General features: G+C 46.3%; 17 protein-coding genes. 10 read left to right on the top strand and 7 right to left on the bottom strand.

Going from position 1 to position 25,509, the window contains the following annotated elements:
* The first annotated feature begins 139 nt into the window (after positions 1 to 139).
* The 4 genes from QZ918_RS17355 to QZ918_RS17340 all read left to right on the top strand — a co-directional run bounded on the left by QZ918_RS17355 (position 140) and on the right by QZ918_RS17340 (position 5,650).
* On the top strand, positions 140 to 598 hold the full coding sequence (locus QZ918_RS17355; RefSeq protein WP_293337092.1) for a GatB/YqeY domain-containing protein: 459 nt from the start codon (positions 140 to 142) through the stop codon (positions 596 to 598).
* Between the two features lie 927 nt (positions 599 to 1,525).
* Positions 1,526 to 3,208, top strand: coding sequence for a serine/threonine-protein kinase (locus QZ918_RS17350; RefSeq protein ID WP_293337090.1), 1,683 nt, complete (start codon positions 1,526 to 1,528; stop codon positions 3,206 to 3,208).
* A 58-nt stretch (positions 3,209 to 3,266) separates the two neighbouring features.
* Complete coding sequence (bioD, locus tag QZ918_RS17345) at positions 3,267 to 3,974, top strand: dethiobiotin synthase (protein ID WP_293337088.1); 708 nt, start codon at positions 3,267 to 3,269, stop codon at positions 3,972 to 3,974.
* 464 nt (positions 3,975 to 4,438) lie between these two features.
* Complete coding sequence (locus tag QZ918_RS17340; RefSeq protein ID WP_293337086.1) at positions 4,439 to 5,650, top strand: M20 family metallopeptidase; 1,212 nt, start codon at positions 4,439 to 4,441, stop codon at positions 5,648 to 5,650.
* Between the two features lie 104 nt (positions 5,651 to 5,754).
* On the opposite strand, the gene QZ918_RS17335 is transcribed toward QZ918_RS17340, so the two are convergent.
* Both QZ918_RS17335 and QZ918_RS17330 read right to left on the bottom strand, forming a co-directional pair.
* Positions 5,755 to 6,735 (bottom strand): aldo/keto reductase, encoded by a 981-nt coding sequence (locus QZ918_RS17335; RefSeq protein ID WP_293337084.1) that lies wholly within the window; start codon positions 6,733 to 6,735, stop codon positions 5,755 to 5,757.
* A gap of 447 nt (positions 6,736 to 7,182) precedes the next feature.
* On the bottom strand, positions 7,183 to 8,499 hold the full coding sequence (locus QZ918_RS17330) for a glycoside hydrolase family 10-like protein (protein ID WP_293337082.1): 1,317 nt from the start codon (positions 8,497 to 8,499) through the stop codon (positions 7,183 to 7,185).
* A gap of 279 nt (positions 8,500 to 8,778) precedes the next feature.
* On the opposite strand from QZ918_RS17330, the gene QZ918_RS17325 reads away from it, so the two are divergent.
* From QZ918_RS17325 to QZ918_RS17310, 4 genes are all read left to right on the top strand, one after another.
* Positions 8,779 to 10,071, top strand: coding sequence for an FAD-dependent oxidoreductase (locus QZ918_RS17325; protein ID WP_293337080.1), 1,293 nt, complete (start codon positions 8,779 to 8,781; stop codon positions 10,069 to 10,071).
* Positions 10,072 to 10,544: 473 nt separating this feature from the next.
* On the top strand, positions 10,545 to 10,703 hold the full coding sequence (locus QZ918_RS17320) for a hypothetical protein (RefSeq protein ID WP_293144380.1): 159 nt from the start codon (positions 10,545 to 10,547) through the stop codon (positions 10,701 to 10,703).
* A gap of 16 nt (positions 10,704 to 10,719) precedes the next feature.
* Entirely contained in the window at positions 10,720 to 10,866 is a 147-nt protein-coding gene (locus tag QZ918_RS17315; RefSeq protein ID WP_293337078.1) for a hypothetical protein, read from the top strand.
* Positions 10,867 to 10,883: 17 nt separating this feature from the next.
* Positions 10,884 to 15,755, top strand: coding sequence for a CHAT domain-containing protein (locus tag QZ918_RS17310; RefSeq protein WP_293337076.1), 4,872 nt, complete (start codon positions 10,884 to 10,886; stop codon positions 15,753 to 15,755).
* Between the two features lie 334 nt (positions 15,756 to 16,089).
* Here QZ918_RS17310 and QZ918_RS17305 read toward each other — a convergent pair whose 3' ends face one another.
* From QZ918_RS17305 to QZ918_RS17285, 5 genes are all read right to left on the bottom strand, one after another.
* Positions 16,090 to 19,599 carry a GAF domain-containing protein gene (locus QZ918_RS17305; protein ID WP_293337074.1) on the bottom strand — a complete coding sequence of 1,170 codons (3,510 nt, stop codon included), beginning with the start codon at positions 19,597 to 19,599 and terminating at the stop codon, positions 16,090 to 16,092.
* A gap of 52 nt (positions 19,600 to 19,651) precedes the next feature.
* The gene (locus QZ918_RS17300; RefSeq protein WP_293337072.1) at positions 19,652 to 20,263 is read right to left on the bottom strand and encodes a hypothetical protein; all 612 of its coding nucleotides are present in this window, start codon (positions 20,261 to 20,263) and stop codon (positions 19,652 to 19,654) included.
* Complete coding sequence (locus QZ918_RS17295; protein ID WP_293337070.1) at positions 20,260 to 20,667, bottom strand: RusA family crossover junction endodeoxyribonuclease; 408 nt, start codon at positions 20,665 to 20,667, stop codon at positions 20,260 to 20,262. Before QZ918_RS17295 ends, QZ918_RS17300 begins: the two co-directional genes overlap by 4 nt.
* Before the next feature lie 54 nt (positions 20,668 to 20,721).
* Positions 20,722 to 21,498: a DUF4058 family protein gene (locus tag QZ918_RS17290; RefSeq protein ID WP_293337068.1), complete on the bottom strand. Its 777-nt coding sequence runs from the start codon at positions 21,496 to 21,498 to the stop codon at positions 20,722 to 20,724.
* A 188-nt stretch (positions 21,499 to 21,686) separates the two neighbouring features.
* On the bottom strand, positions 21,687 to 23,726 hold the full coding sequence (locus QZ918_RS17285) for an AAA-like domain-containing protein (RefSeq protein WP_293337066.1): 2,040 nt from the start codon (positions 23,724 to 23,726) through the stop codon (positions 21,687 to 21,689).
* Between the two features lie 271 nt (positions 23,727 to 23,997).
* Here QZ918_RS17285 and QZ918_RS17280 point away from each other — a divergent pair, with 271 nt between their 5' ends.
* Positions 23,998 to 24,135: a hypothetical protein gene (locus tag QZ918_RS17280; protein ID WP_293144362.1), complete on the top strand. Its 138-nt coding sequence runs from the start codon at positions 23,998 to 24,000 to the stop codon at positions 24,133 to 24,135.
* A gap of 123 nt (positions 24,136 to 24,258) precedes the next feature.
* Positions 24,259 to 25,257: an Npun_R2479 family HD domain-containing metalloprotein gene (locus QZ918_RS17275; protein ID WP_293337064.1), complete on the top strand. Its 999-nt coding sequence runs from the start codon at positions 24,259 to 24,261 to the stop codon at positions 25,255 to 25,257.
* Positions 25,258 to 25,509 lie beyond the last annotated feature (252 nt).

The raw sequence follows: 25,509 nt of genomic DNA, 5'->3' as shown, positions 1-25,509 counted from the left end.
TGTCTCTCACCGAAGCCATCCGGGTGCAAGACGATCGAAACGCCACCAACAGGCAATAAACTTGCAAAATACTGTAAAAAAAGTTAAGAATCGGAAGCATACTCCTGATTTTTGATATAGCAAAGCAAGGTAGACATCGATGAGCTTAAGAGAACGTATTGACGCAGAAATCAAAGCAGCGATGAAGTCCAAGGACAAAGTTCGCTTGGAAACTGTTCGTGGCATCAAGAAAGTTATTCTCGAAAAAGAAGTCAGCCTCCGTCCCTCCGGACAAGAGACGCTGACAGAAGCTCAAGAATTGGAAATTTTGATGCAGATAGCGAAACAGCGCCGGGATTCGATCGATCAATACCGCAAAGGCGGCCGCGAGGACTTAGTGGCACAAGAGGAGGCGGAGTTGGCAATTCTAGAAGAGTATTTGCCGGCGCAGATGTCTGATGAAGAGGTGAGTCAAGTGGTTGACGAGGTGATTGCTTCGGTGGGCGCTACTTCTGCCAAAGATATGGGCAAGGTGATGGGCAAGGCTATGCAGCAGCTTAAAGGCAAAGCAGATGGTAACAGAATTCAAGAGATGGTGAAAGCAAAGCTTAACGGATAGTCAGTTGACAGTTGACAGTTGACAGTTGACAGCGTTAATCAGTTGACAGTTGACAGCGTTAATCAGTTGACAGTTGACAGTTGACAATTGACAGTTGGCAGTTGACAGTTGATTTGTGGTAGGAAGGCAGTTGGTAGGAAGGCAGTTGTCCTCACAGTCAGAAAGAATTTAGCAGCAAATCTCCTGCGGTTTCTCTTTGCGGACGGGGTTTAGGGGTCGATCGCAAAGCAACCGCAGGGGGTTTGTCCCTGCATTGAGTTAGAGTTTGTCTCTGTTGGGGGCATTTCAGTTTTGCATTTTCATAGTGCTGTCCCCGCTCGCGAGGTGTATATCGCGAGCGGGGACAGCACTCAAAGAAAAAATATTTTTGGCAAAAAATGAGATGCTCTTGTCCCTGCTTGACTTGGAAAAAATCCAATTTCTCAAAGTTGCTCAAAAAAATGTAAAATGCTAACTTTCGTCGGGACTGGGAACTACAGCCAGTGAAGTAAGCTCTTGGGCATTAAAGACCTAGGATTAGTGACGCTCCTACACCAACCGCAAGCGGTATGTTGTAAGCATCTGAGTCCTGTTAAGGATATCAAGATCTTCCTTCAAGGTACTCCTTCTTTCCCTCTACGGCGTTTTATAGTGAGGAACACGTCCAGCCCCACTTGTCACATGAAAACTTTTTGACTTAGACCCAGATTGTTATTCTTTGATCCAAGATGTGATGATTTTACCAGAATTATTGCAAGGAATGCTCATTCGTCACCCACCCGACCACTCGGAGAGAACTACGTTTGTCGGTTTCGCGATCGGGTGGAACTCCTCAATCGCTCGGCTCTCATCCCACTCCAAATCAAAGATTATGGACTGGGGATTCCCGCCTGTCTAGCTAAACCTGCGAGCGATCGTCTATTTTTTAACAATTTCTACTTAAAACTTATGCAGCCACCTATTGCTATTGGTACTCTCCTACAAAACCGTTACCGCTTGGTAAGTATTTTAGGTCAAGGGGGATTTGGTCGGACTTATTTAGTAGAAGACGAGGGGCGGTTTAAAGAACGCTGCGCCCTCAAGGAATTGATTCCGATGCAAAGCGGGCCTTACGTTTTGGAAAAATCGAAGGAATTGTTTCAAAGAGAGGCGGCAATACTTTACCAAATTGCCCACCCGCAAATTCCCCAGTTTCGGGCAATATTTGAAGAGAATCAACGTTTGTTTTTAGTGCAGGATTACGTGGAAGGGATGACTTACCGCGAACTGTTGCTCGATCCTTCTATAAGTCGCACCTTCAGCGAAGCCGAAGTTTTAGTCTTTCTCCGACAAATGTTGCCGGTACTGGCTCACATCCACGCCCGGGGCATCATCCACCGCGACATCTCGCCAGAAAATATCATCCGCCGCGAAAACGACCAACTCCCGGTACTGATTGACTTTGGAGTGGTGAAAGAACTCGCTACCAAGGTTCAGTCTCCCGAAGGAACAGCCCACGCGACAACTGTGGGTAAAATTGGCTACGCGCCGATGGAACAATTGCAAAGCGGGCGCGCAACGGCCAGCAGCGACCTGTATGCTTTAGCTGTAACGGCGATCGTCCTGCTGACAGGCAAAGAACCGCAGGAATTGCTGGATCAAACAACGTTGCATTGGAATTGGCAGCAGCAAGTACAGGTGAGCGCTGGTTTGGCTTTGGTGCTGAATCGGATGTTAAATCGCTCTCCGGGCGATCGATATCAATCTGTCAGCGAAGTCGCTCAAGCACTTGACGCCCAAACTAATCCTAAGCCTCAATCTAGCGCGCCAACTGCACCACCAGCATCAGCAGTCGTGCAGCCCAATCCTTCACTAATAGCAACGGTAGCCGTAGGAAGGCCGCCCGAACCCGAGCCTGTTCCCGTCAGTGGCGGGCCGCAAAACCAGCCAGATCCGCTAATTGAGCCTGCTGGTGGCTCTTTGTGGGACAATCCCGCCGCTGCGATCGGACTTTTAACTGGCTTAGTCATCTTGACAGGCTTTGGTTCCTGGGCATTAGTAGGCTCATTTCTCAACAGCAAACCAAAGCCCACAGCCACTCCGACACCGCCATCAATCATAACTCCGGCGCCGAGACTAACTCCGCTTCCAACCCCGCAACCTTCGCCAACCCCAACCCCGGAACCTTTACCAAGCCCAACTCCAGAACCTTCACCCAGCCCAACCCCAGAACCTTCCCCGGAAATCACACCAGAACCTTCGCCGGAAATCACCCCAGAACCTTCGCCAGAAATTACACCATCGCTACCACCTGAACCAACGCCAGCGCCAGAACCCACGCCAACACCTGAACCGACACCCGCGCCAACTCCCGCGCCGAAACCGACACCCGCGCCAACTCCCGCACCCAAACCGACTCCTGCGCCAACTCCCGCGCCGAAACCGACACCCGCGCCGACTCCCGCACCCAAACCGACTCCCGCACCGACTCCTGCGCCCGCACCGACTCCTGCGCCCGCACCAACTCCTGCGCCGTCACCAACTCCTGCGCCGTCACCGGAACCTGCACCGACTCCTGCGCCGTCACCGGAACCTGCACCGACTCCTGCGCCATCTCCGGAACCTGCACCGACTCCTGCGCCTTCACCCTAGTTCTGGCAAAATTCCTCTAGACTAAAGTGGAAGCCAATTACTTACTAGCTATTCCCGAATGAACTCGCTGCTGATTGCTGGAACTGATACCGACGCGGGCAAAACTGTTTTGACCAGTGCTCTGGCTGCTTATTGGCAAATGTATTTTCCCGATCGCAGTTTGGGAATTATGAAGCTGTTGCAAACCGGCACGGGCGATCGCGAACTCTACACCCGTTTGTTTAGCCTCGACCAATCCCCCGAAGAACTCAATCCGCTGCACTTTAGCGCGCCTCTAGCACCGCCAATTTCTGCCGAACGCGAGGGGAGACCGATCGAACTCGAAAAAGTCTGGACGGCGCTGCAAAGCCTGACTGAGCGCAAGAAATTTGTGCTGGTAGAAGCTTTGGGAGGGCTGGGTTCGCCGGTAACGCGGGAACTGACGGTGGCGGATATTGCCCGAGATTGGCGGCTGAGGGGCGTTTTGGTGGTACCTGTGAGGTTAGGTGCGATCGGGCAAGCTGTAGCAAACGTTGCCCTCGCCAGACACACGGGTTTTAAGCTTAGAGGCATTGTCCTCAATTGCCCTCAAGCTTGTTCGGAACAAGAAATTGCCGATTTTGCGCCGATCGATTTAATCCAGTCTCTGACTCAAATTCCCGTGTTGGGTACTTTGCCACATTTAGACGATCCAAATGACCTGAAAAAATTAGCGGCATCAGCATCAGAATTAGATTTAGAGCGGTTACTTCCGGGGGCAAACTTAATACCTCAGATTGCTAAATAACCGTATTCTGAATACCTCTATTTTTAAATTTTCTCTTTCTCTGCGTACTCTGCGGCCTCTGTGGTTAAAAGATAAGATTTTATTTGAACCGCAGAGAACACAGAGAACACAGAGAAGAAAAAGAGAGAGTTTTACAGATTATTTAACTGTTTTTCATCTTCTCTTTCTCTGCGTACTCTGCGGCCTCTGTGGTTAAAAGATAAGATTTTATTTGAACCGCAGAGAACACAGAGAACACAGAGAAGAAAAAGAGAGAGTTTTACAGATTATTTAACTGTTTTTCATCTTCTCTTTCTCTGCGTACTCTGCGGCCTCTGTGGTTAAAAGATAAGATTTTATTTGAACCGCAGAGAACACAGAGAACACAGAGAAGAAAAAGAGAGAGTTTTACAGATTGTTTAACTGGTTATCTGGTAGAGTCAGTTAAAAAGTAAACAAATAACAACTAACAACTAACAACTAATATGGTTTCTACTTTACCCAATTTAACAGATGTCGATTTATCTCAATTGCGGCTGGAAATTAGAAATTTGCAGCCTCAGCTAGTCGAATGGCGGCGCCGCTTGCACCAAAAGCCGGAGTTGGGTTTTGACGAGAATTTAACAGCACAGTTTGTCTCGGAAAAGTTGCAGGAATGGGGAATTGAGCATCAAACTAATATTGCTAAAACGGGTGTTGTCGCAACTATTGACAGCGGGAAGCCTGGGCGGGTTTTGGCAATTCGGGCGGATATGGATGCTTTGCCGATTCAAGAGGAAAATGAGGTGGATTATCGATCGCAGCATGATGGTATTATGCACGCTTGCGGTCACGACGGTCACACTGCGATCGCCCTGGGGACTGTTTGTTATCTCGCCAAACACAAGCACAGTTTTTCGGGTAAGGTAAAGTTCATCTTTCAGCCCGCCGAAGAAGGCCCGGGCGGCGCCAAACCGATGATTGAAGCGGGTGTTTTGCAGAATCCTGACGTTGAGGCGATCGTCGGCTTGCATTTGTGGAACAATCTACCCTTAGGTACTGTAGGTGTCCGCAGCGGCGCCCTGATGGCGGCTGTGGAAGTTTTTGATTGCACGATTTTTGGTAAGGGCGGGCACGGTGGAATGCCACATCAGACTGTAGATGCGATCGTCGTTACAGCCCAAATTGTCAGCGCCCTACAGGCAATTGTCGCACGGAATGTTAACCCGATCGACTCTGCGGTAGTCACTGTCGGCCAATTCCACGCAGGGCGCACCCACAATGTCATCGCCAACACTGCCGAAATCGGCGGTACAGTGCGTTATTTCAATCCCAGATATCGAGGTTATTTCTCTAAGCGCATCGAGCAGGTAATTGCCGGAATTTGTCAGAGTCACGGTGCAAGTTACCAACTAGATTATTCTTCGATTTATCCGCCAGTAATCAACGATTCCAGCATGGCTGATTTAGTCCGCAGCGTAGCAGAATCGGTTGTAGAAACTCCTGCGGGAATAGTACCGGAATGTCAAACAATGGGCGGGGAGGATATGTCATTCTTTTTGCAAGAAGTCCCCGGCTGTTATTTCTTTTTAGGTTCGGCAAATCCCGAGAAAAATTTGGCTTTCCCGCACCACCACCCGCGTTTTGATTTTGATGAAACTGCGTTGGGGATGGGTGTAGAAATGTTTGTGAGGTGTGTAGAAAAGTTTTGCAATTAGCTTTATTCATAGGTTCGTAGTGAGGACTTCAGTCCTCTCTTTGATGCGGACTAAAGTCCTCACTACAAACTAAAGAAGGACTAAAGTCCTCACTACAAACCGGGTTATCTCGTTTGAAATATATTCTGCACCATTTTCTTATCTACACTTGCCGCCGCCTTATCCAATTCTGCAATCTCCCCAGAGTCTAAATTCCAACCTAAAGCACCAATATTCTCGGCCGCCTGCGCCGCCGATTTCGCCCCAGGAATCGGCATCGTTTCTTTGCAGATACACCAATTAATCGCTACCTGCGAAACCGTCTTATTTCTGAAATCTGCTATTTCTCGCAAACACTCCAAAAGCGATCGCATTCCCGGTAATAACTGCTTGCACGCCACACCTCTGATACCCTTAGGAAGAGCGCCATTTTCTGAATATTTCCCAGTCAGCAATCCCAAAGCTAAAGGACTGTAAGCAATCAATTTTATCCCCAATTCATCGCAAACATCTTTCAATCCAAGTTCTGTTACTGGATAGGTAGAAAGTAGCGAATATTGCACTTGTAAAGTCACAATCGGAACTTGGCGCGAACTAAATCTTTGATGCACCCATTTCAAGCGTTTCGGCCCGTAATTAGATAAACCCACTCCCTTGACCAATCCTTGCTCGTAAAGGTCTGCCAAACCGTCCAAAAGAACCCCCTCTTGCCAAGGTGCATAATTGGCTGTAGACCAGTGCATTTGCACTAAATCCACATTCTTTCCGAGCCGCGCAGCCGAGGCTTTTCCAGCAGATATCATGGATTGTCGCGTCAGTCGCCAAGGATAAGCCGCTAGTTTTGTCGCAATACAAATATTGTCTTGATTTGCACCTTGATATTGTTGGGAAAACTGCCCTAAAAGTTGCTCGCTGCGTCCGTTTAATTTCCCGGTTCCGTAGGAATCACCTGTATCAAATAAAGTGACTCCATTGTTAACGCAAAGATTAAAAGCCTCTTGCAATTCCTCGTCCATACTTTCATCGTAACCCCAGAGCAATCTGTTGCCCCAAGCCCAAGTACCGCAGCCCATTTTTGGTAATACAATTTTTTGATTGTTTGACATTTTTATTGATGATTAATGATTGATATTACGCTAAGGTATACTAGACTTGCATTGCATAAGTCTTGGATGGATTCTGCAACCGCAGATGTCAGACAGATAAACGCAGATGAACGCAGATAATTTTAGGTGTTTTCCGATTTTTGCAATTCAAGTTTACTGAACAGGCGAGCGGGAACACCACTAGGAAAAGATTGATGAATGATATTATTATTGATGAATGATATTATTTTTGCTTGCATCCGAACAATAATTTTCCTATTATTAGTGCTGTACCCGCTCGCGAAACCTTCGCTCGCAATCACTGCAATATCCCGATGTAACCGCATTTGATATAGCCTTTTTCAGAAAGATGAGGTATGACTGACAGCTTACATAACCAGTTCAGCTAAGAGGGCCCAAGCCCAACAACGTACCTCATCTTTTTGAGAACCGCTATATGACAACTTTTTACTTTTTAGATGTGGTTGGTGAGGGCGAAGGTGGGCTGTTTTTTGTAGGTTGTCCTGGCTTAGTTTTGGGGTCTGGTTTGGGCGGGGGAGGCGGAGGAAAAGTTGCCGCGCGTCTCGGCATTTGTAGCGCTGTGCGGAATGCAGAAGACGGGAAGAAGGCGCTAAATTGAGAAAGTCTATCTGCAATTGGTTCGGGTGCATCTTCCCACAAGCTTTCGTAGTAGAAGAAAGCGGCGCCTAAGCCGTATTCTTGGACTGCTTGCACCTGGGATTTAATTTGCCCTATGGCTACTGGGCGATTTCTTAAACCTGTCATAATCCCAACTCCTGTGGGGATTTTTTGCTGCGATTCTCGCATTTCTGGACGGTTAATCTTGTCCAAAAATGATTCTAGATTGGGACGGTACACTTGCACGATCAGTTCGTCGGCAATATCCAAACGCACCCAGGCTAGCCAATCTTGCAGGTGATGTTTGTAAGCAAATTCGTAGTAATTGGGAGAAATCGAGAAAATTGCATTGGGTTTGGCTGCTTTGACGGCTTGATTTAGTTGGGACATAAAAGCAGTGATTTTATTGGCTCGCCACTTCACCCATGCTGGATCTTGAGAGTCGCTTGGAGGTGCTTTTTTTGTTTCTTTGGTATACAAAGCCACTGTGTATTTGTCATAGCCAAATTCCGAGGGCAAACTCATGTGGTCGTCGAATTGAATGCCGTCGGCGTTGTATTGAGTGGTGATTTCTAGTACGAGTTCTGTAATAAATTTCTGGACTTCGGGATGAAAGGGATTGAGCCAAACTACTTCGCCGCCCGCACCGTTTGATGTTTGACTGCCGTCTTGTTTTTGAGTCAGCCAATCGGGATTGTTTAATGCTAATTCTGAGGTGGGAGGAGTCATGAAACCAAATTCAAACCAAGGAATTACTAGCAGGCCTTGGCGGTGGGCTTGGGCGATTAAATCTGCGATCGTATCTTGTCCGTCTAACCCTCTATAAACAAAGGGTTGAATGTCTCTTTTTTGGGCGACTGGGCTGGGATACATTGCATAGCCAGAGTTCCAAACTACGGGATAGATTGTGTTAAAATTTAATCGCTTTAATTGGCTGACAGCCTCGGCTACTTTGCGCCTATCTCTGAGGATGTCTTTGTCGTTTGTCGTCATCCAAACTCCGCGAATTTCTTGGCGGGGTTGCTGGGCGATCGCCCCGATCGCATTATTGACCAACAATACTATAATGAATGAGAGGGCAAACAGCAGTGGGAACAAACGTTTAATCGATGGCGACCAACTGCGAGGCACGATCCGTAATGTCATAATTATCAATGGTGAGTTAGCTTTCAAACACACCCCGGCATAATTTGGCGATCAAATTTGCTCGCTCTACAGTCTACAGCCATTTGTGCTGAATGTGCGATCGTACAATCGCTGAAAATCTGCGATGTAGGCGGGGGGTAAGTGAGAGCATTTTGTCAAAAGTGCTGGCCAATCTTAATTACACACCGCCAGCTCTCCTGACCGGACAGTCCTGTCTGCGGAAGTGCAAGTGCTGTACAATATCGTGGAAAGGAATATTTCGATCGAACATCTGTAATTGTGAAAGATTTAGTCTTAATTGGCGGCGGTCACAGTCATGCTATTGTATTGAAAATGTTCGGCATCAAACCGCTGCCCTCCGTGCGGTTGACTCTGATTAGCGATGTCCTGTACGCGCCTTATTCGGGGATGTTGCCGGGACACGTTGCTGGGTTTTACGATTATGCTGAATGTCATATCGATTTGCGATCGCTCGCCGAATTTGCCGGGTGTCAAATATTGGTCGATCGGGCGATCGCGATCGACTTTAACAAAAATTTAGTAATTTGTCAAACACGCCCTCCAATTAACTTTGACGTGCTGTCTGTGGATATCGGCAGCACTCCCGCGACTATATCAGTTCCAGGTGCGGCAGAATACGCAATTCCAGCTAAACCCGTACCGGAGTTTTTAGATAGCTGGAATCAGTTAATCTCTGCTACGCAAAACTATCGAGAAAAACCTGTACGAATCGCGATCGTTGGTGGCGGCGCGGGCGGCGTAGAATTAGCATTGAATATGCAATCTCGTTTTGGGAAGGAAGAAGGGTTCGGCAGCGGATTTTGTAACGGATTTAACGGATGGATTTTCAATGAGACAGGAAAGTTTAAGCAGGAAGAAGAATTAAAAATTCATTTGTTTCATAGCGGTGCTGAATTGATGCCTGCACATAACAAACGGGTTCGTCACCGCCTGAAAGAAATTCTAATTAGTCGCGGCATTCAACTGCATCTAATGGAAAAAGTCAGTGCTGTAGAAAAGCAAGAAATGATGCAAATAACATCCGATGCCCAATGCCCAATGCCCAATGCCCGATGCCCGATGCCCGATGCCCGATGCCCGATGCCCGATGCCCGATGCCCGATGCCCATTTACCAAATATACTGTGAATCTGGTTTGAAGATTGAGTGCGATCGCATTTTTTGGGTGACACAAGCATCCGCCGCCCGTTGGATCGGAGAATCGGGTTTAGCAACTGACTCAAACGGCTTTATGCAAGTCAACGATTGCCTGCAATCAGTCTCTCATCCCAACGTATTTGGGGCTGGAGACATCGCGGCGATGGTTAATTATCCCCGTCCCAAAGCAGGCGTGTTTGCCGTGCGTCAGGGCAAACCGCTGTTTGAAAATTTGCAGCAGTTTTTATTGGCAAAACCGCTGAAACCCTTTATACCGCAGGAAAAATATTTAGGCTTAATCGGTACTGGGAATAAAAGGGCGATCGCATCTCGCGGATCGTGGATGTGGGAATCATCGCTACTGTGGTACTGGAAAGATTGGATCGATCGCCAATTCATGCAAAAATTCAGTTGACAGTTGACAGTTGACAGTTGACAGTTGACAGTTGACAGTTGACAGTTATCATGGCAAGAAATTGCCAATTCCCGATTCCCGATTCCCAATTCCCAATTCTAAATCTTTCTGAGAAAGGCTATATAGTGCTTCTCGGAAAGATGAGATATTCACCAATTAATGAACAATTCCCCAATCCTCGAATCCCCCAATCCTCGAATCACCTAATCTAAAATCTAAAATCTAAGTTGTACCTCATCTTATCGTTTTTTGAATCGTTATAATACTAATTTACAAATCCAGATGCCTACTTTTATATGAATTCGGTTTTATCCTCTTGCTCCTTTCCTGAGCGGGGGCTACTCTTCGTCACAGGAGCGAGTGATTTCGTGGTTTGACTGCTCTTCTATCCAATCAGTACACCACAAAAGCGATCGTTTTGTCAAGACACCTGCTACAGATAAATATTAAATCTGTATGATATTTCCGATATTATGGCAGCGGGCGCTTTGAAAGTGCGATCGACTGAACGAGGCACCCTTGGCACTCAGCAGACAAACTACCTGTGCCGGCGCGCGATCGACATTTTTAAGTTTATTGGCACTTTCCCGGAACATTACAGCTCAAACAAAATCAAAACTACTATAGATTAGAATTGGGAATTGCGAATTGGGCATCGGGAATCGGGAATCGGGAATCGGGAATCGGGAATTGGTAATTGGGCATTGGGCATCGGGCATCGGCCAAACAGGGAATTGGGAATTGATAATTGCTCCCATGATAACGGACAACGGACAACTGACAACTGACAACTGACAACTGACAACTGACTAATGACCTATTTTCGCTCTGCTTTAATTTTGACATTAGGTTTTTGGCTGCTACCGATAGCAGTGCGATCGCAATCTGTCGTTCCGGCGAATGACGGCACTAATACTGTTGTCAATCAGGAGCAAAATCGCTTAAACATTAGCGGCGGACAAGTGTCGGGAAACGGGGCCAATCTGTTTCACAGCTTCAGTCAATTTAATCTCAGCGAAGGTCAAATCGCCAATTTTCTCACTAATCCAAATATTCAAAATATTTTAGGGCGGATTTCCAGCAACAATGTTTCTGTCATTAACGGTCTAATTTCTGTAAGCGGTGGCAATTCAAATCTATTCCTGATGAATCCGGCGGGAATTGTCTTCGGTCAAAATGCCAGATTAAACGTGCCTGGTTCTTTTTTCGCCACAACTGCTACAGGTATCGGTTTCGGCGATGGCTGGTTTAATTCGGCAGGAATTAATGATTATAAAGCTTTACTGGGAAATCCCAATCAATTTAATTTTAATAACTCACAAGTCGGTGCAATTGTCAATGCAGGAAATTTGGCAGTTGGCAACGGTCAAAATTTAACTTTGCTGGGCGGTACAGTAATTAATAGCGGGCAATTATCGGCGCCGGCCGGTCAAATTACAGTGGCTGCTGTTCCGGGACAAAATGCAGTCCGCATCAGTCAAGCGGGTAATTTATTGAGTTTAGAAATTACTCCATCTTTGCAGTCAGAAAAATCTGCGATCGCCCCGGCTGCTTTGCCTCAGTTGCTGACGGGCCCAGGAGTAGCTTCGGCTACAGGTTTAACAACCAATGCACAAGGTGAATTGGTACTGACGGGCGGCCAAACAGTGCCGGTAACTGCCGGAAGTGCGATCGTCTCGGGTACTCTAAATGTATTGGCCCCTGCTGGCCAGACTGGCGGTACGGTAAATATTTTAGGCGAAAAAGTCGGCCTGTTCGGCGCAAATATTAATGCTTCGGGGATTGATGGCGGGGGTGTTGTGCGCGTCGGAGGCGGTTTCCAGGGACTCGAACCGGTGCTAAATGCCCAGGTAACTTATGTTAGTCCTGGTTCTACGATCGCCACAAATGCGATCGACCGCGGCAACGGTGGCGCAGCGGTAATTTGGTCGGACAATACTACTGGTTTCTTTGGCAATATTACTGCTCGCGGCGGCACTGCCGCAGGTAACGGTGGCAGAGTCGAAGTTTCCGGCAAAAATGCTCTAACTTTCCAAGGAGAGGTCGATACTCGCGCTCCTAATGGGTCGATCGGCAATTTGTTGCTCGATCCGCCAAATATTACCATCGTCAGCGGTAACGGCGACAACAGCGCGCGATCGACTGGCGGGGAACTTCAAGCCACAGGATCGCTGGCTGAAACATCGATCTCAGACGCGCAGTTGGAACAGATGGCTGCCGGCAGCAACGTAGTTTTAGAGACTCCGGGCTTCATCACCGTCGAAGATTTGCCCGACAACCAACTTTCCCTGCAAGCGAGAAGGGGAGACAGCGTCACATTTAGAGCCGGCGGAGTCTTTTTTGTCAACGATCCCAACGATTTAATCGAGACTCAAGGCGGCAACATCAACATTTTTGCTAGCAGCATCTCTCTGGGACGGGTGAATGCGAACGGTGGTAACATTGCTCTCACTGCTAACGGCATTGACTTCAGGGGCGGCAACAATTCCGCCAGCAGTGCGGGGGGAACAATTAGCTTGCAACCCAATGACGGCAGACAAATTAGGATTGGCGGCACTGGGGATAATTTAGGGATTTTGGACTTAACGGCAACGGATATCGCTGGTTTGGCAGCGGATTTTGGCTCGATCGCGATTGGGCGTCCCAACAGCAGCTCGATCGCGATCGTCACACCCACTACCTTCAACAGTTCGCTGACACTTCAAGGCAACTCGATCGCGATCGACAATCCCCTGAGAACGACTGGCAGCGCTAGTTTGACTCTCGACGCATCCCAAACTGCGATCGGTGCCAACATTTCAACATCCGGCGCCGATCTCACTTTGACAGGCAACTTCTCCCTGAATGCTGATGTAGCTTTGAGCACTCAAGCTAGGGGCAACATTCTGTTTTCCGGCAACCTAGACGGAACTCGCGCCCTGAGACTTGACGCTCAGCGAGTGCTGTTCGGCGGTACAGTCGGTCAAACTGCGCCCCTAGCTAGTTTGACTGTCAACGGCCGCAGTACCGAGCTATCCGGTACGATCGCGACTGCGGGCAACATTACTTTTAACAGTGCCGTCACAGTCGATCGCACCGCCACCCTCGCCGCCAGTACCGGCAATATCACTTTTGCCAATACCCTCGACAGCACCCCCAGCGGCGCAAATAATTTGACCCTGCGCGCTGGTGGTAACATTACTTTTGGCGGCCCCGTCGGTCAAACTCAGAGCTTTGGCCAGCTCTCGGCTGACGCTGCTAGCATCACGGCGACTTCCAGAATTACCGCGCGCAATTTGACCCTGAACGCCCGAGATCCGGCTACCCTCGGAGGGGGCAACAGAGCCAGTTTACCAGCCGATATCAACGCAGGAAACCTACTCTTAGAAGGCAATTTAAGGACGGATGGCGGCAGCATCAACCTGCAAGCAACTCGCGAATTGAAAACTGGCAATATTACCTCCAACGGCGGTGGCATTCGAGTTGAGGGAAATACTGTTACTGTCGGTGCGATCGACTCCTCATCGGCAACGGGAACAGGCGGCGCGATCGCACTCAAAAGCAATACAGGCCCTTTAACTGCCGCCTCTTTGAACGCTTCAGGAGCGATCGGCGGCAATATTGCCCTCACCTCCCAAGCCGGAATTTCCGCTCTCGATCTCACCTCCCGCGGCACTCAGAGAAACGGTGGCAACGTCTCCCTCAGCGCGACAGGTAACATTCTGTTGGGTTTTATCGATGCTAGAGGTGGCCAACAAGACGGCACAGGTGGCAACGTTGATGTAACAACCCTCGGTTTGTTTCGATCGAACAATGTGTTCACCGACGATACATCTGGCAATGTTTCCAGCAGTATTTCTACTGCCGGAAGTGCCGGAGGTGGCGCGATCGCAATTCGGCACGGAGGCGGTAGCAATCGACCATTTCTAGTTGGCGGCGCGATCGACAATGGAACCAAGGGAAGCATTAATTCTGGCGAGGGAAACACTATTTTCCCCAGTCTTGCTTTTGGGGAAACTTACACCCAAGGAAGTTTACCAAATCTGATTTCCCTGATCGCACCAACTCCCGCACCAACTCCAACTCCAACTCCCGCACCAACTCCAACTCCCGCACCAACTCCCGCACCAACTCCCGCACCAACTCCCGCATCAACTCCCGCATCAACTCCAGTGTCCGTAAATCCTGAGCCTGGGCGATCGCTTCCGGCATCTTTGCAAGTAGAATTGCGATCGCCAAATCGAGACAAGGATTCTCCAATTAGCCCGGATCTTTTCGCTCCTTCTCGCAAATACGATGCGGCAGGCTCGGGAGTCTTAGCATTTGAGAGAACCTTCACTCGCGAGTACGAAAAACATCTAAAACTGCCCGCCAGAATGCCGATAACTAATATGTCGGTAATTTACGAAACTCTTCGCAAAAACGAACAAATTACCCGCGTAAAATCGGCAATCATTTATATGAATTGGGTCGGCGGAACCAACGGGGCAGCGAAAGAAAATAGTTCGGTGCTGGTGGCAAGTCGGAATTTATCTAATGTATTTCCTGCAATCAAAAACCTCACATCCGAGTCTCCTATATCCTTAGAAAACAAGTTAGGAAAGAGCCTCCAACCAGCCGACAAAGAAATTTCCGATATCCCTAACGGGGAGCAGTTAGAATTAGTGTTAGTCACAGCCAACGCTCAACCAATACGCATTTTAGTTCCCGCAATAACCCGCTGGCAGGTATTGCAACTAGCAGAATCCCTGCAAACCGAAATAACTAATCCCAGAAGAAGAAACAGCATCAGTTATTTGGATGCAGCCCAAAAAATTTATCGGTGGTTAATTGCGCCAATAGTGACAGAATTGGCAGCTTTAAAAATTGACAATTTAATTGTAATTCCGGCAGCAGGTTTGCGAAGCTTGCCCTTTGCTGCCCTTCACGATGGAAAACAATTTTTAGTAGAAAAATACAGCATTAGCGTCATCCCGAGTCTGAGTTTGACGGATACCCGCTACGAGAATATTGCTGACGATGAAGTTTTGGCGATGGGCGCGTCGGTATTTCAAGATAAAGCGCCATTACCGGCGGTACCGGTGGAGTTAGAGTCGATCGCGCCGCCCGATCGCGGAAAATCATTTTTGAATCAAGATTTTACCCTCAGAAACTTGCAAGCTCAGCGGGCAAATCATCCGTTTGGCATCATTCATTTAGCAACTCACAGCGAATTCCAGCCCGGGCAACCGACTAATTCTTACATTCAATTGTGGGATACTAAGTTGCTCATCACTGAAATGCCGAAGTTGGGGTGGAATGAACCGCCAGTGAATCTCTTAGTTTTAAGCGCGTGCAGTACAGCTTTGGGCGACGAAGAGGCAGAGTTGGGGTTTGCGGGTTTGGCGGTAGCTAGCGGTGCGCGATCGGCTTTAGCGAGTTTGTGGGAAGTCAGCGATGAGGGAACTTTGGGGCTGATGACAGGGTTTTACCGGCAGTTGCGCGCCCCCAGACGCGAGGGGAATGTGACGATCAAAGCCGAGGCTTTGCGGCAAGCGCAATTGGAGATGCTGCGGGGGCGCGTGCGGATTCAAGACGGGCTGCTGCGAGTCGAAGGGCTGGCTTTACCTCTAATTTTGCCTCCGGAAATTGCCGCGCGGGGCGATCGAATCCTTGCCCATCCATATTATTGGGCCGCCTTCACCATGATTGGCAATCCCTGGTAATTAGTTTGTAGTGAGGACTTTAGTCCTTCTTTCTGAGGACTAAAGTCCTCACTACGAACCTGGACAGTCTTCACTATGATTGGCAATCCGTGGTAATATCAAATCTGGTTGCATAGGAATTATTAATCTCTCTATTCCCTCTCTGTGTTCTCTGTGTCCTCTGCGGTTAAATCATTCCGATAAAACCAGAAACGATATCATGAGTAATTAGTTTGTAGTGAGGACTTCAGTCCTCAGAAAGAAGGACTAAAGTCCTCACTACGAACCTGTAATTAGTTTGTAGTGAGGACTTCAGTCCTCAGAAAGAAGGACTAAAGTCCTCACTACGAACCGGCTAATCACCGCCGATCGAACTCAAATTATTTCGCAATGTTTGTTCCTGCCGCTTAACCGCCGCCAACAATTCTGCATTCTGCAAAATAACCCCCACTTGATTGTTAAAAATTTTCATATAATTTTGATCGCTTTGGTCGAAACTTGCCCGAAAACGCTCCGGCACATTTTTCTTCGATAATTCAATTGATTGATCGTCGCCATCCGATTTAATTTTATTAATTAACTGCGTCACAGCAATCAACTCTCCGTCTGGATTCCAAACAGGCATACAAAGCAAGCTGCAAGTCCGATATCCGGTTTTTTCGTCCGTCTTTTTAGAAGTTTCAGAACCCGGATAATCATAAAGATCGAACGGTATATTTAGAGGAACTCCCATTTGGGCCACTTGGCCTACATAACCTTGCCCGATCGCCACACGCAATTCAAAAAATGTACCGTCTGGCAAAAGAATCTTTGTCCACAATTGATTGGCATCTCTATCTATTACCCAAAAGCTGCTGCGATCTGCATTCATTAATTCCTTAGCAGATTCCATCACCCGTTGCAGAATCGAATCAATTTCTAAGCTGCTTTGGCTGACAGAACGAGTAGCCGCCATCAACGCAGCCGCAACTCTTTGTCCTCGGGCTGTTTTGTGAAAGGTACGGAAACTTTCTAAAATCATTTGAATCAAATTCGCATCTTCGGCAAACCGCTGTTCATCCAGTTTTGTAAACCCTTCCAAATCAATTTTTTCTTGCAAGGACAAGCTGGAACGCTCGATTTTTTTGATTTTATTAATTAGCTGAATTACAGCTACTAAATTACCCTCGTCATTTAACAAAGGAAGTGTTAACATAGTATAAGTTCGATATCCATTTTTGATATCTAATGCTTTTGCCGTTTCCGATCGCGGATCGTCGTAAAAATCAAACGGAATATTGATGCTTTGTTTCGTCGAAGCCACATGACCCACAATTCCTTTATCTGCCGGAACCCGAATTTCTAGCGATCGATCGCCCTCAGCATCGGCTTCCGCAATAATCGACCAAAACTCATTTTTTTCTTCGTCTAACAGAAAAATGCTAGTGCGATCGGCATTCAAAGACTTACCCATTTTCAAAGTAATCGATCGCAAAGTAGCATCAAGAATATCATCAAAACCCTGACCGTCCATCACCTGATTTAGCATTGCCAGAGTTTGGCTGACCACATTTTGCGGGTGGTCTTCAGCCTGCTGTTTCATCGCCGCAAATTGTCTCGCATTGTGCAGGGCCACCCCGACTTGAGTGTTAAAAATTTGCATATATTTTTGACTGTTAGCATCGAAGCTGTCTTGAAAGCATTCCGGTGCTTCCGGCCAAGTTTCCGGGTCATATTCTGGGAAATCTCCCGGTCTTCTTTTGTTAATTAATTGAGTGACAGCCACTAATTCACCGTCAGGACTGCAAACAGGCATACAAAGCAAACTGCAAGTACGATATTTTGTTTTTTGGTCAGTTTGTTTCGCGGTTATTGATTCGGGATGTTCGTACAAATCGAACGGAATATTTACAGGTTTGCCGCTGTCAGCAACTTGACCCGCAAAACCTTGTCCTACTTCGATCCGGAGTTCGCGAACCGAGCCATCTTCAAAGCGGATTTTTGTCCACAGTTGCCCTGTCTCGCGTTCTAACAGCCAAAGAGTGCTGCGATCGGCATTCATCAATCTTTTAGCAGCCTCCATCACCTTAGTGATAATTTCTTCCGAATCTAAGCTGCTTTGAGAAACCGATCGCGTTGCTTCCGTTAAAGCTTCCGAAGCTTGCAATCTTTGAGTTAACTTATAACAAGATTGACACCTTTCCAACAACCGCTGAATAGCTGGAACATACTCTCCGATCAAAGTACGATCGACTTCTGTAAACCCTTCTATCTCGACTTTGTCAGAAAAATTTCCTGCCGGATCGTGATGTTTTTTTAACTTATTAACTAACTGCACAAAAGCAAATATATCTCCCTTTTCATTCAACATAGGTGAGGTTAAATTGCTGTAAAGTTTGTAACCAGTCTTTTTATCTTGCTCTTCCACGACATCGGAATACCAAATTTCCGATAAATCGCTGGGAATGCTGACAGCTTTTTTATAAATAGTCACTCTGCCTGCTGTTGGATTGTTTGCCATAATTTGAATCTTTGTCGAACTGCTGTTTGTCGTTCTGGCAATAATCGACCACAGTTCATTTTTATCTTTATCTATAAAAAATATTGAAATGCGATCGACACTCATCAATTCGCCTAGTTTAATAGTAATTGAACCCAAAATTTCATAGAGCACATCCTCAAAATCTCTGCCTTCCATACTGTTGAGCATAGATAGGACTTTGTGTTCTTGATGTGCAACTAATTGTTTAAAGTCTGGTTGGAGAGCAGCCAAAGCTTTTTTCGTCCAATTTCGATTAAATACAGAGGCATAAATTTTATTATAAATGCTTAAAATTCCCCCTCTTTTCACAACCAAACCAGACAATCGCAGTTCCATTTGTTCGAGGCTTTCATCAGCCGGAATCTTGGCTTCGCTACACGAATCAGAAGCAATTAAAATTTGCTGGTAAATTTTCAGCAAATTTTCGGTACGCTGTCCGCTTCTGAGAATGCGATCGCGAATTGTTTTCAAATGTGGCGGTTCGTCTTGAACTTCCCAATTATCAATAATTTGCGTCTGCACTAAATTCTCAACCCAGTCTGCGATCGAAGATTTATCCTGAGGGATTTTTGCCGGGAAATTTTCGGCTTGTCGCCAAATATAGTTGCAAATCTTTTGAGTTAAAAACGGCTGTCCTCCAGTCCAAATCAGCACATTTTCGACAACAGACTCAGGATAGCTAACTTTCCCTGCTAAACCTTGTACTAAAGGTTGAGCTTCGTGCAGCTTAAAGCCGTACAATTCGACAGCGCGACCGAGATTAAAAGGTGTACAGTATTTATCTTGAATCAAGTCCGAAGGAGTCGCAACCCCCAGCAAAGCAAAAGTCAGGCGATCGAATTCATGGCAAGCACGAATGAAGGCAAAAAAGTCATCCGCCCGAAAATTTAAACTCAAAATACTGTCTATTTCATCAATAAAAATTACAATTTTACCATGAACATTTTCTAGTAAAACTTGTTCAATAAACTCGCTCAAGCGCTGTACGGGCGGCAAAAATTCTCGCTCCCGCACCCACGATCTCAAATTCAGATCTAGCTTAAAACTGGTAACTAAACGCCTGATCACCCCCGCATACCACTGATCGGGATTGATATCTTGAGAACCGATTTTAGTTAGATCGATCGCCGCACAAGCAATACCTTCTGCTTGCAATTTGTGCATAGTTCGCACGCGCAAGCTAGTTTTACCCATCTGGCGAGAATTCAGCACGTAACAAAAGTCACCATTTGTTAAGCCTTGATAAAGTTCAGAATCTGCTTGTCGCACTACATAAGTGGAAACATCTAGAGGCAAATGTCCACCAACTTTGTAAGTGTAGGCTGAGCTTTTTTCTTGATACATAACCTGTTTTCAATGAGTAGAATACACAGCCGATCGCCCTTTGAGAGCCTAATTACCCTTCAACTTGTCCAGATTGACTTAACAGACGCTGCAATGCTTCAAAAGCACGGCGCGCCAAATTAAGTTCAACAGTAACTTTTTCTCGCTGAAAAATCACGCGATCGCGAATTTCCAGCGCCGCCACCAAAAACTCATAATCCTCCTCATTTATCAAACCGTGAGCGAGAAATGTTTGAGCTAAAATTGGCGGTTCTTGAATTTCAAAATTAATCGAGTGGTGTTCGGCTACCATCCGCATCACTGATTCAGTAATAGAGCCGATCGAACAAGTGGCAAGCTCGAAATTACCTTTTTCAATCATTTCTAATGCTTTTTTCATATAAAACTGAATATCTTCTAAATCTTTACGAGAATAGTCATACAAGGGTTGCATCATCTCTTCTTCGGAAGTATTTTGACTTTTTGACTCCGGAGAACGTGGCTTTAATGCTGCGATAACCGAGTTTTCAACCGTACAAATGATCGAGTCTATTTCCTGATTTTGAATAAATTTTTGCCAGTCATAATCCCTCTGCTTTACTAACACTTGATAACCTTGCTGGCGATATTTATCGACAATCTCAGCAATTTCTGTTACTTCTATTTTTTCTATGACTGCTATCATTGATTTAGCTCCATCGGCTCGGTTGGTAGGTCAATTTTAACATAGATAAATTCTTGGGCGGCAGCTAAAGCTTCAGCTATCAAGGGAGATGTCGCAGTAAAATCGATGAATTCCGTAAGTTTGCGCCGTTTTACTGTCAGATCGCTAACTTGTCTGTCATCAACGTAAACAAGAGAATTCATGGCATCTACAATCGGTTTAATAATGTTATCTAAATCCGATATTTGAGTAAAGCAATAGTGAGTGATGATGACCTGAACTGGTTCGCTAGTTGCTGACATTCCGAGCGGTAAGGCTTCGGCAACCGTTTCGCGAATTTTGGCTTTCCACTCTTGAAGTTTGGCTCGGTTATTTGTTTGTAGAGAAACTGGCGAACCAGTAACTATAAAATCAAACGGAATCAATTATTTTACTCCTAGACATGATATTTTAATCGATCGCCCAAAATGACTCCCCGTTCACCGCAATCCCCTTTCCTGCAAAAGCGCCTGCGCCCAAACAGCATCCTCTTCCGACCGTCGCGGGACAGGCTGCTGAGCGTAGTCGATCGACAAATCAAATCCCGCTCTGTCATAAACACCGCTGAACAAAGCTTGCAAATCTACCTGAAATTCTATATCTCCCGGCTGCAAAGGCAAGAAAAATGCTGGAATTTCTTCTCGTACCGTAAAAGCATATAACTGAGCTTTTGGAGGGCGATTAGCCCTGCTAATTAAAATGCGATAATCCGTGTTAGTCCCGCCCGTTACAGGCATTTGTCTCCCCGCCCTGAGCAAGTCAATTTCTATTAAATGCGAGGCACTTCTTAACACTTCTTGCCGCTTATTTTCATATTCCTCTCGACCTTTGCCAGTGCGTTTGTTTTTTGGGGAAAGAATTTCTATGACGGTGATGACCCGATTTGTACCTACCTCTCGGAGTTCTAAATAGCCTTCCCTAGCTTCTTCTAATATTGGTACCGTAACTGTCATCGGTTCGGAATGAGGTAGCGTTGCTGTCATCACAGATGGGCTAGCGGTGGAGGGGCGATCGAATACTGTCACGTCGGGAATTCCCAACAAATCGTTATCTTCGGTCTCGCTCAAATAAATCCGCTTTTCAATTGCCGCTCGGTATTTCGGGCGCAACGCAGGCCCGATCGCATCGGCGATCGCCGTAATTAAGCGGTGATGAACTTCCGGCCAAAATTCAGGATTTTCTAAGTAAGGGTCTACCCCGGGAAATGGAGACGGCATTTTATTACCTCCCGCAAGAGTGTTGTAAGTTATAGCAATTCTGTATGAAGCTGCACATATCTCGATCCCCCTAAATCCCCCTTAAGAAGGGGGACTTTGAGAAGAATCTTGTCCCCCCCTTGATAAGGGGGGTGCCAGGGTGATCGGAATTCTATGCAGCCTCATAAAAAATTGGTATTAGATTAATCTTAAATACATTTTAGTCGATCGCCAAAATACTGACGGTACAACTCAAAGCGCACAGTTACCTCATTTCCCCGCAACTGCACCAGCCCCAAACTGTGCAACTTAAAAGCCAGCACAGATTCTAACTCTACAGGTTCATTAGCTGCTACTACCCTGCTAAAAGCCGCTGCTAACTCCTGATGTTCTTGCAAATTCCACAAATGACGGCGCAAATGATCGCCGTAAATTCCTGCTTCGGTAGGAGCAAGTTCTAAAAGTCGATCTAAACTTTCCTCTAAATCTTTTTGTTCTTTTGCAGAACCTGAAAATCGGCGATTGAAAAGAGCAAATTCTTGAGCAATGTGATATAATGCTACCCGCACCAAATACGGATGACCCCCCACAATATTCATCAATTTTTCCACCATATTTATTTGCCAATTCAGCCCGTGCCTTCTGGCTAAATCTGCCACTTGTTCGGCGCTAAACTCGGACAATTCTATGGGCAATCCCACATTGAAAGGTGATTGATTTACGTTCAGCGGAATGTAAACTTCTGTTGAATGCACCACTACCAAACGCAGTTTTGCCCACAGTTCGCTGTCGCTGTCGCCATATCCGGCTTCTTCATACCAGGCCCTTAGCAGCCCAAAAAAATCATCGGCAATTGTAGGATACTGGAAAACGCGATCGACCTCATCCAATCCTAAGACCAGCGGTGCATTGTTTTCCGACAACAAAAAATCTTCAAAATAAGCCGTACAATTATCTTTACTGCCGTAAGTATCCGTCCAATAATCGTCAATCTGGTGAGGCAAACGCAGCTTGCGCGTAATTTTGGTGCAGAACCACCTCAGCAGTGAATTGAGATTGGCAAATGACGCAGCATCTGCGTGTTGAAAACTCAGAGGAACAGTGCGATAGCCTTGTTCTTTTGCCTGATAAAGAATCCTCGCCATTAACGAAGTTTTGCCCATTTGTCTCGGTGCTTTAATCCTAATTAAAGTTCCCGGCTGCAAAAGTTCCTTGTAACACTGAGCTTCCCAGGGAACGCGATCGACATAAAAAGCCGAATCCAGCCTGACTTGTCCTTGGGGAATCTGCGGCTCTGCGGCGGGTGATGGAGGATTTGAAAGCGGCAGAGTCCGAGAAATGGTTACAGTATGAGTCGCACTTTTAGGGAAAGAATGCTCTGGATCCAGCAGGTTTAAATTAACTATAAATCCTGCGGATATGTCATCTTCTGTATCTGTTTGCGATGTACCTGCTGGCTGTACTGTGCTTTCCCCAGCGACTGTTTCTAACAGCATTTGGTTGATTTCTTGTAGGAGCAGTACCGTGTCAGCCGATGATGTCCACTCCCGCTGCTGAGTATCGTTTATGTAGTTCCGCAAGTCGTGGTTTAGCCGTATGCTGGGAGGATAATTGACTCGAATTGGCAACACGGCAGGGGCCGGATTTTGCCGTCTGTAGCGCAATTCTTTGATTTTCCGCAATTCTTCCATAACTATTTCACTAACTGCCGTTTCTCCGGACAGCAACAATAAAAAATAGTCACACTGTTCTAATTGAAAGTCAACTTGAGAAAGCCAGTTTTTTGCTGATTCGCGATCGGGATAAACCGCCCCAATATTGGCAGCGAATACTTGGTGTCCCGTTGCATTTATGCCTTCGGCAAGCTCCAGTGCCAAACTCAGATCGGGTTCTTGGTTGCAATAGCTAATAAAAACTCGTTTTCCCCGATCTGTCCCATTCCTCGGTTCAGTCTGGGAAGGCTGTTTTAGATGTTCTGCCGATCGCATTTCCTGCCGCGCTATGGATCTAGCTATGGCTCCTCGCACGTTCTTTTTTGTAACTTTCTCTCCCAAGATACTTGACAGCTTCTGCCACAGCTTGTAACCTACATCTTTTTCGACATATTCCGGGTTTAATGGGTAAATCTGCTCATAGGTTTGTCCTTGCCAAGTCCCGATAAAAACCTGCCTTTCCAAATCGTTGAGGTGTTTGCCAGTTTTGAGGTGAACTGAGTTTTCTATAAATTCTAAAGCTTCTTGAATATTCATTTTTGTACTAAGGTATTTCGATTGGAGATTGGAGATTGTAGATTTTAGATTTTAGATTTGGGAATCACTGATGGCGATCGGGCTTGGGAGCTTGACTGTTGTAGGTTGGTTTTAGGAAAAAAGTCCCACACTTCCTTGATAGCAAGAATTTTTATAAATTGTATAGCCTCGCGGGTCAAGATTCAAGCGAGAAGCCGAGCTGAGGGCTTGCACGGCAAATTCCGAGTCGAGTTAGCTGCTCCTTTGCTTTCCTGAGGTTTTATGAGGTTTTATGAGGTATTGCCGTAGCTCCCCAATCAGCGGGAAATTGCTGAGGCGCAAAAACTGTCAAACTTATGAGCTTTTCTGGTTGCGATCGCCAATTGCGATCGGTGACAATAAAAACCAACAGCCAGTCGATCCATTTTAGATTTTAGATTTTAGATTTTAGATTGACTGCACAAATGACTTCTTGGAAAAAAAAATACTCCTCTGACAGACTAATTCCAAATATTCAATAGTTCGCAATCACCCGCCATCAAGGTAACTACAAATGTTGAACCCCACCACAGTCATCATCAGTTCCTTAACTGAAAGCTTAAAAGCTGGATACCGAACCACTTACGGGAACATTAAATCTGACAGCGCCAGACTTATCGAACAGGTTGTCAGCCTAGCTTTAGAAAATATTGCCAGCAGCGACGCTCTTTATCACAACGTCGAACATACAGTTCTTGTCACCTTAGTAGGGCAAGAAATATTGCGCGGTAAATACCTCAGCGAAGGAAACATCTCCCCAGAAAATTGGCTAGAGGCGATCGTTTCTTGGCTGTGCCACGATATCGGTTACGTCAAAGGAATCTGCCCCCAAGATAGACAAAGCGAAAGATTGTATGCGACAGGCACTGACAGCAATACAATTTATCTAGAATCGGGTACAACTGATGCTAGCTTAACTCCATATCATATAGATAGGGGAAAAATGTTTGTAAAAGAACATTTTTTAGGTCACGATTTGATTGATTCAGAGGCTATTATACGCAATATTGAATTGACTCGCTTCCCCGTACCGAACGACGAAGAACACTCTTGTACTGGGAATTATCCCGGCTTAGTGCGGGCAGCAGATTTGCTCGGTCAACTCAGCGACCCCCGCTACTTGCAAAAAATACCGGCGCTGTTTTATGAATTTGAAGAAATAGGTAGTAATAAAAATCTAGGCTACCGCAATCCAGCAGATTTGCGATCGGGCTATCCCAAGTTTTTTTGGAATGTTGTCTATCCCTACATTCAAGAAGGATTGCAGCATTTGAAAATGACTGCCGGAGGTCAAGAAATAATTGCCAATCTTTACGGAAATGTGTTAACAGTAGAGAAAGAAATTGCCTCTCATGCTGCAACTTCGGCTCAAAAACCTTCTACGCAAAAGTTACTGACTGATACTCGCGGGTTTCAATTTCTGAATTTCCAGGGGTTTCGCGGATTGCCTGACAGTTTTAGCCAGAAGAATAAACAAAACATTAAAAGTTTGTTTGTAATTGGGAATGGGTAATGGGGCATGGGGCATGGGGCATTGGGCATTGGGAAGAAGGCCAAACAGGGCATTGGCCAAACAGGGCGAAGCGAAGCGGAGGGATGGGGCATTGGGCATTGGGCATTGCGGATTGGAATTGGTAATTAGGGCTTGCTGAAAAAGTCAGAAAACAGCATTTAGTAAAAATGAGTGAATTTGAGATCGTCTTGGTAATATAAATTTTATAAATTTTATGATAGCACAACATAACTTTTACCAATGATTTAAGCC

The organism is Microcoleus sp. CAWBG58 (genome assembly GCF_020883045.1).
Taxonomy (GTDB): domain Bacteria; phylum Cyanobacteriota; class Cyanobacteriia; order Cyanobacteriales; family Microcoleaceae; genus Microcoleus.
This window is presented reverse-complemented; position numbering and strand designations above follow the sequence as displayed.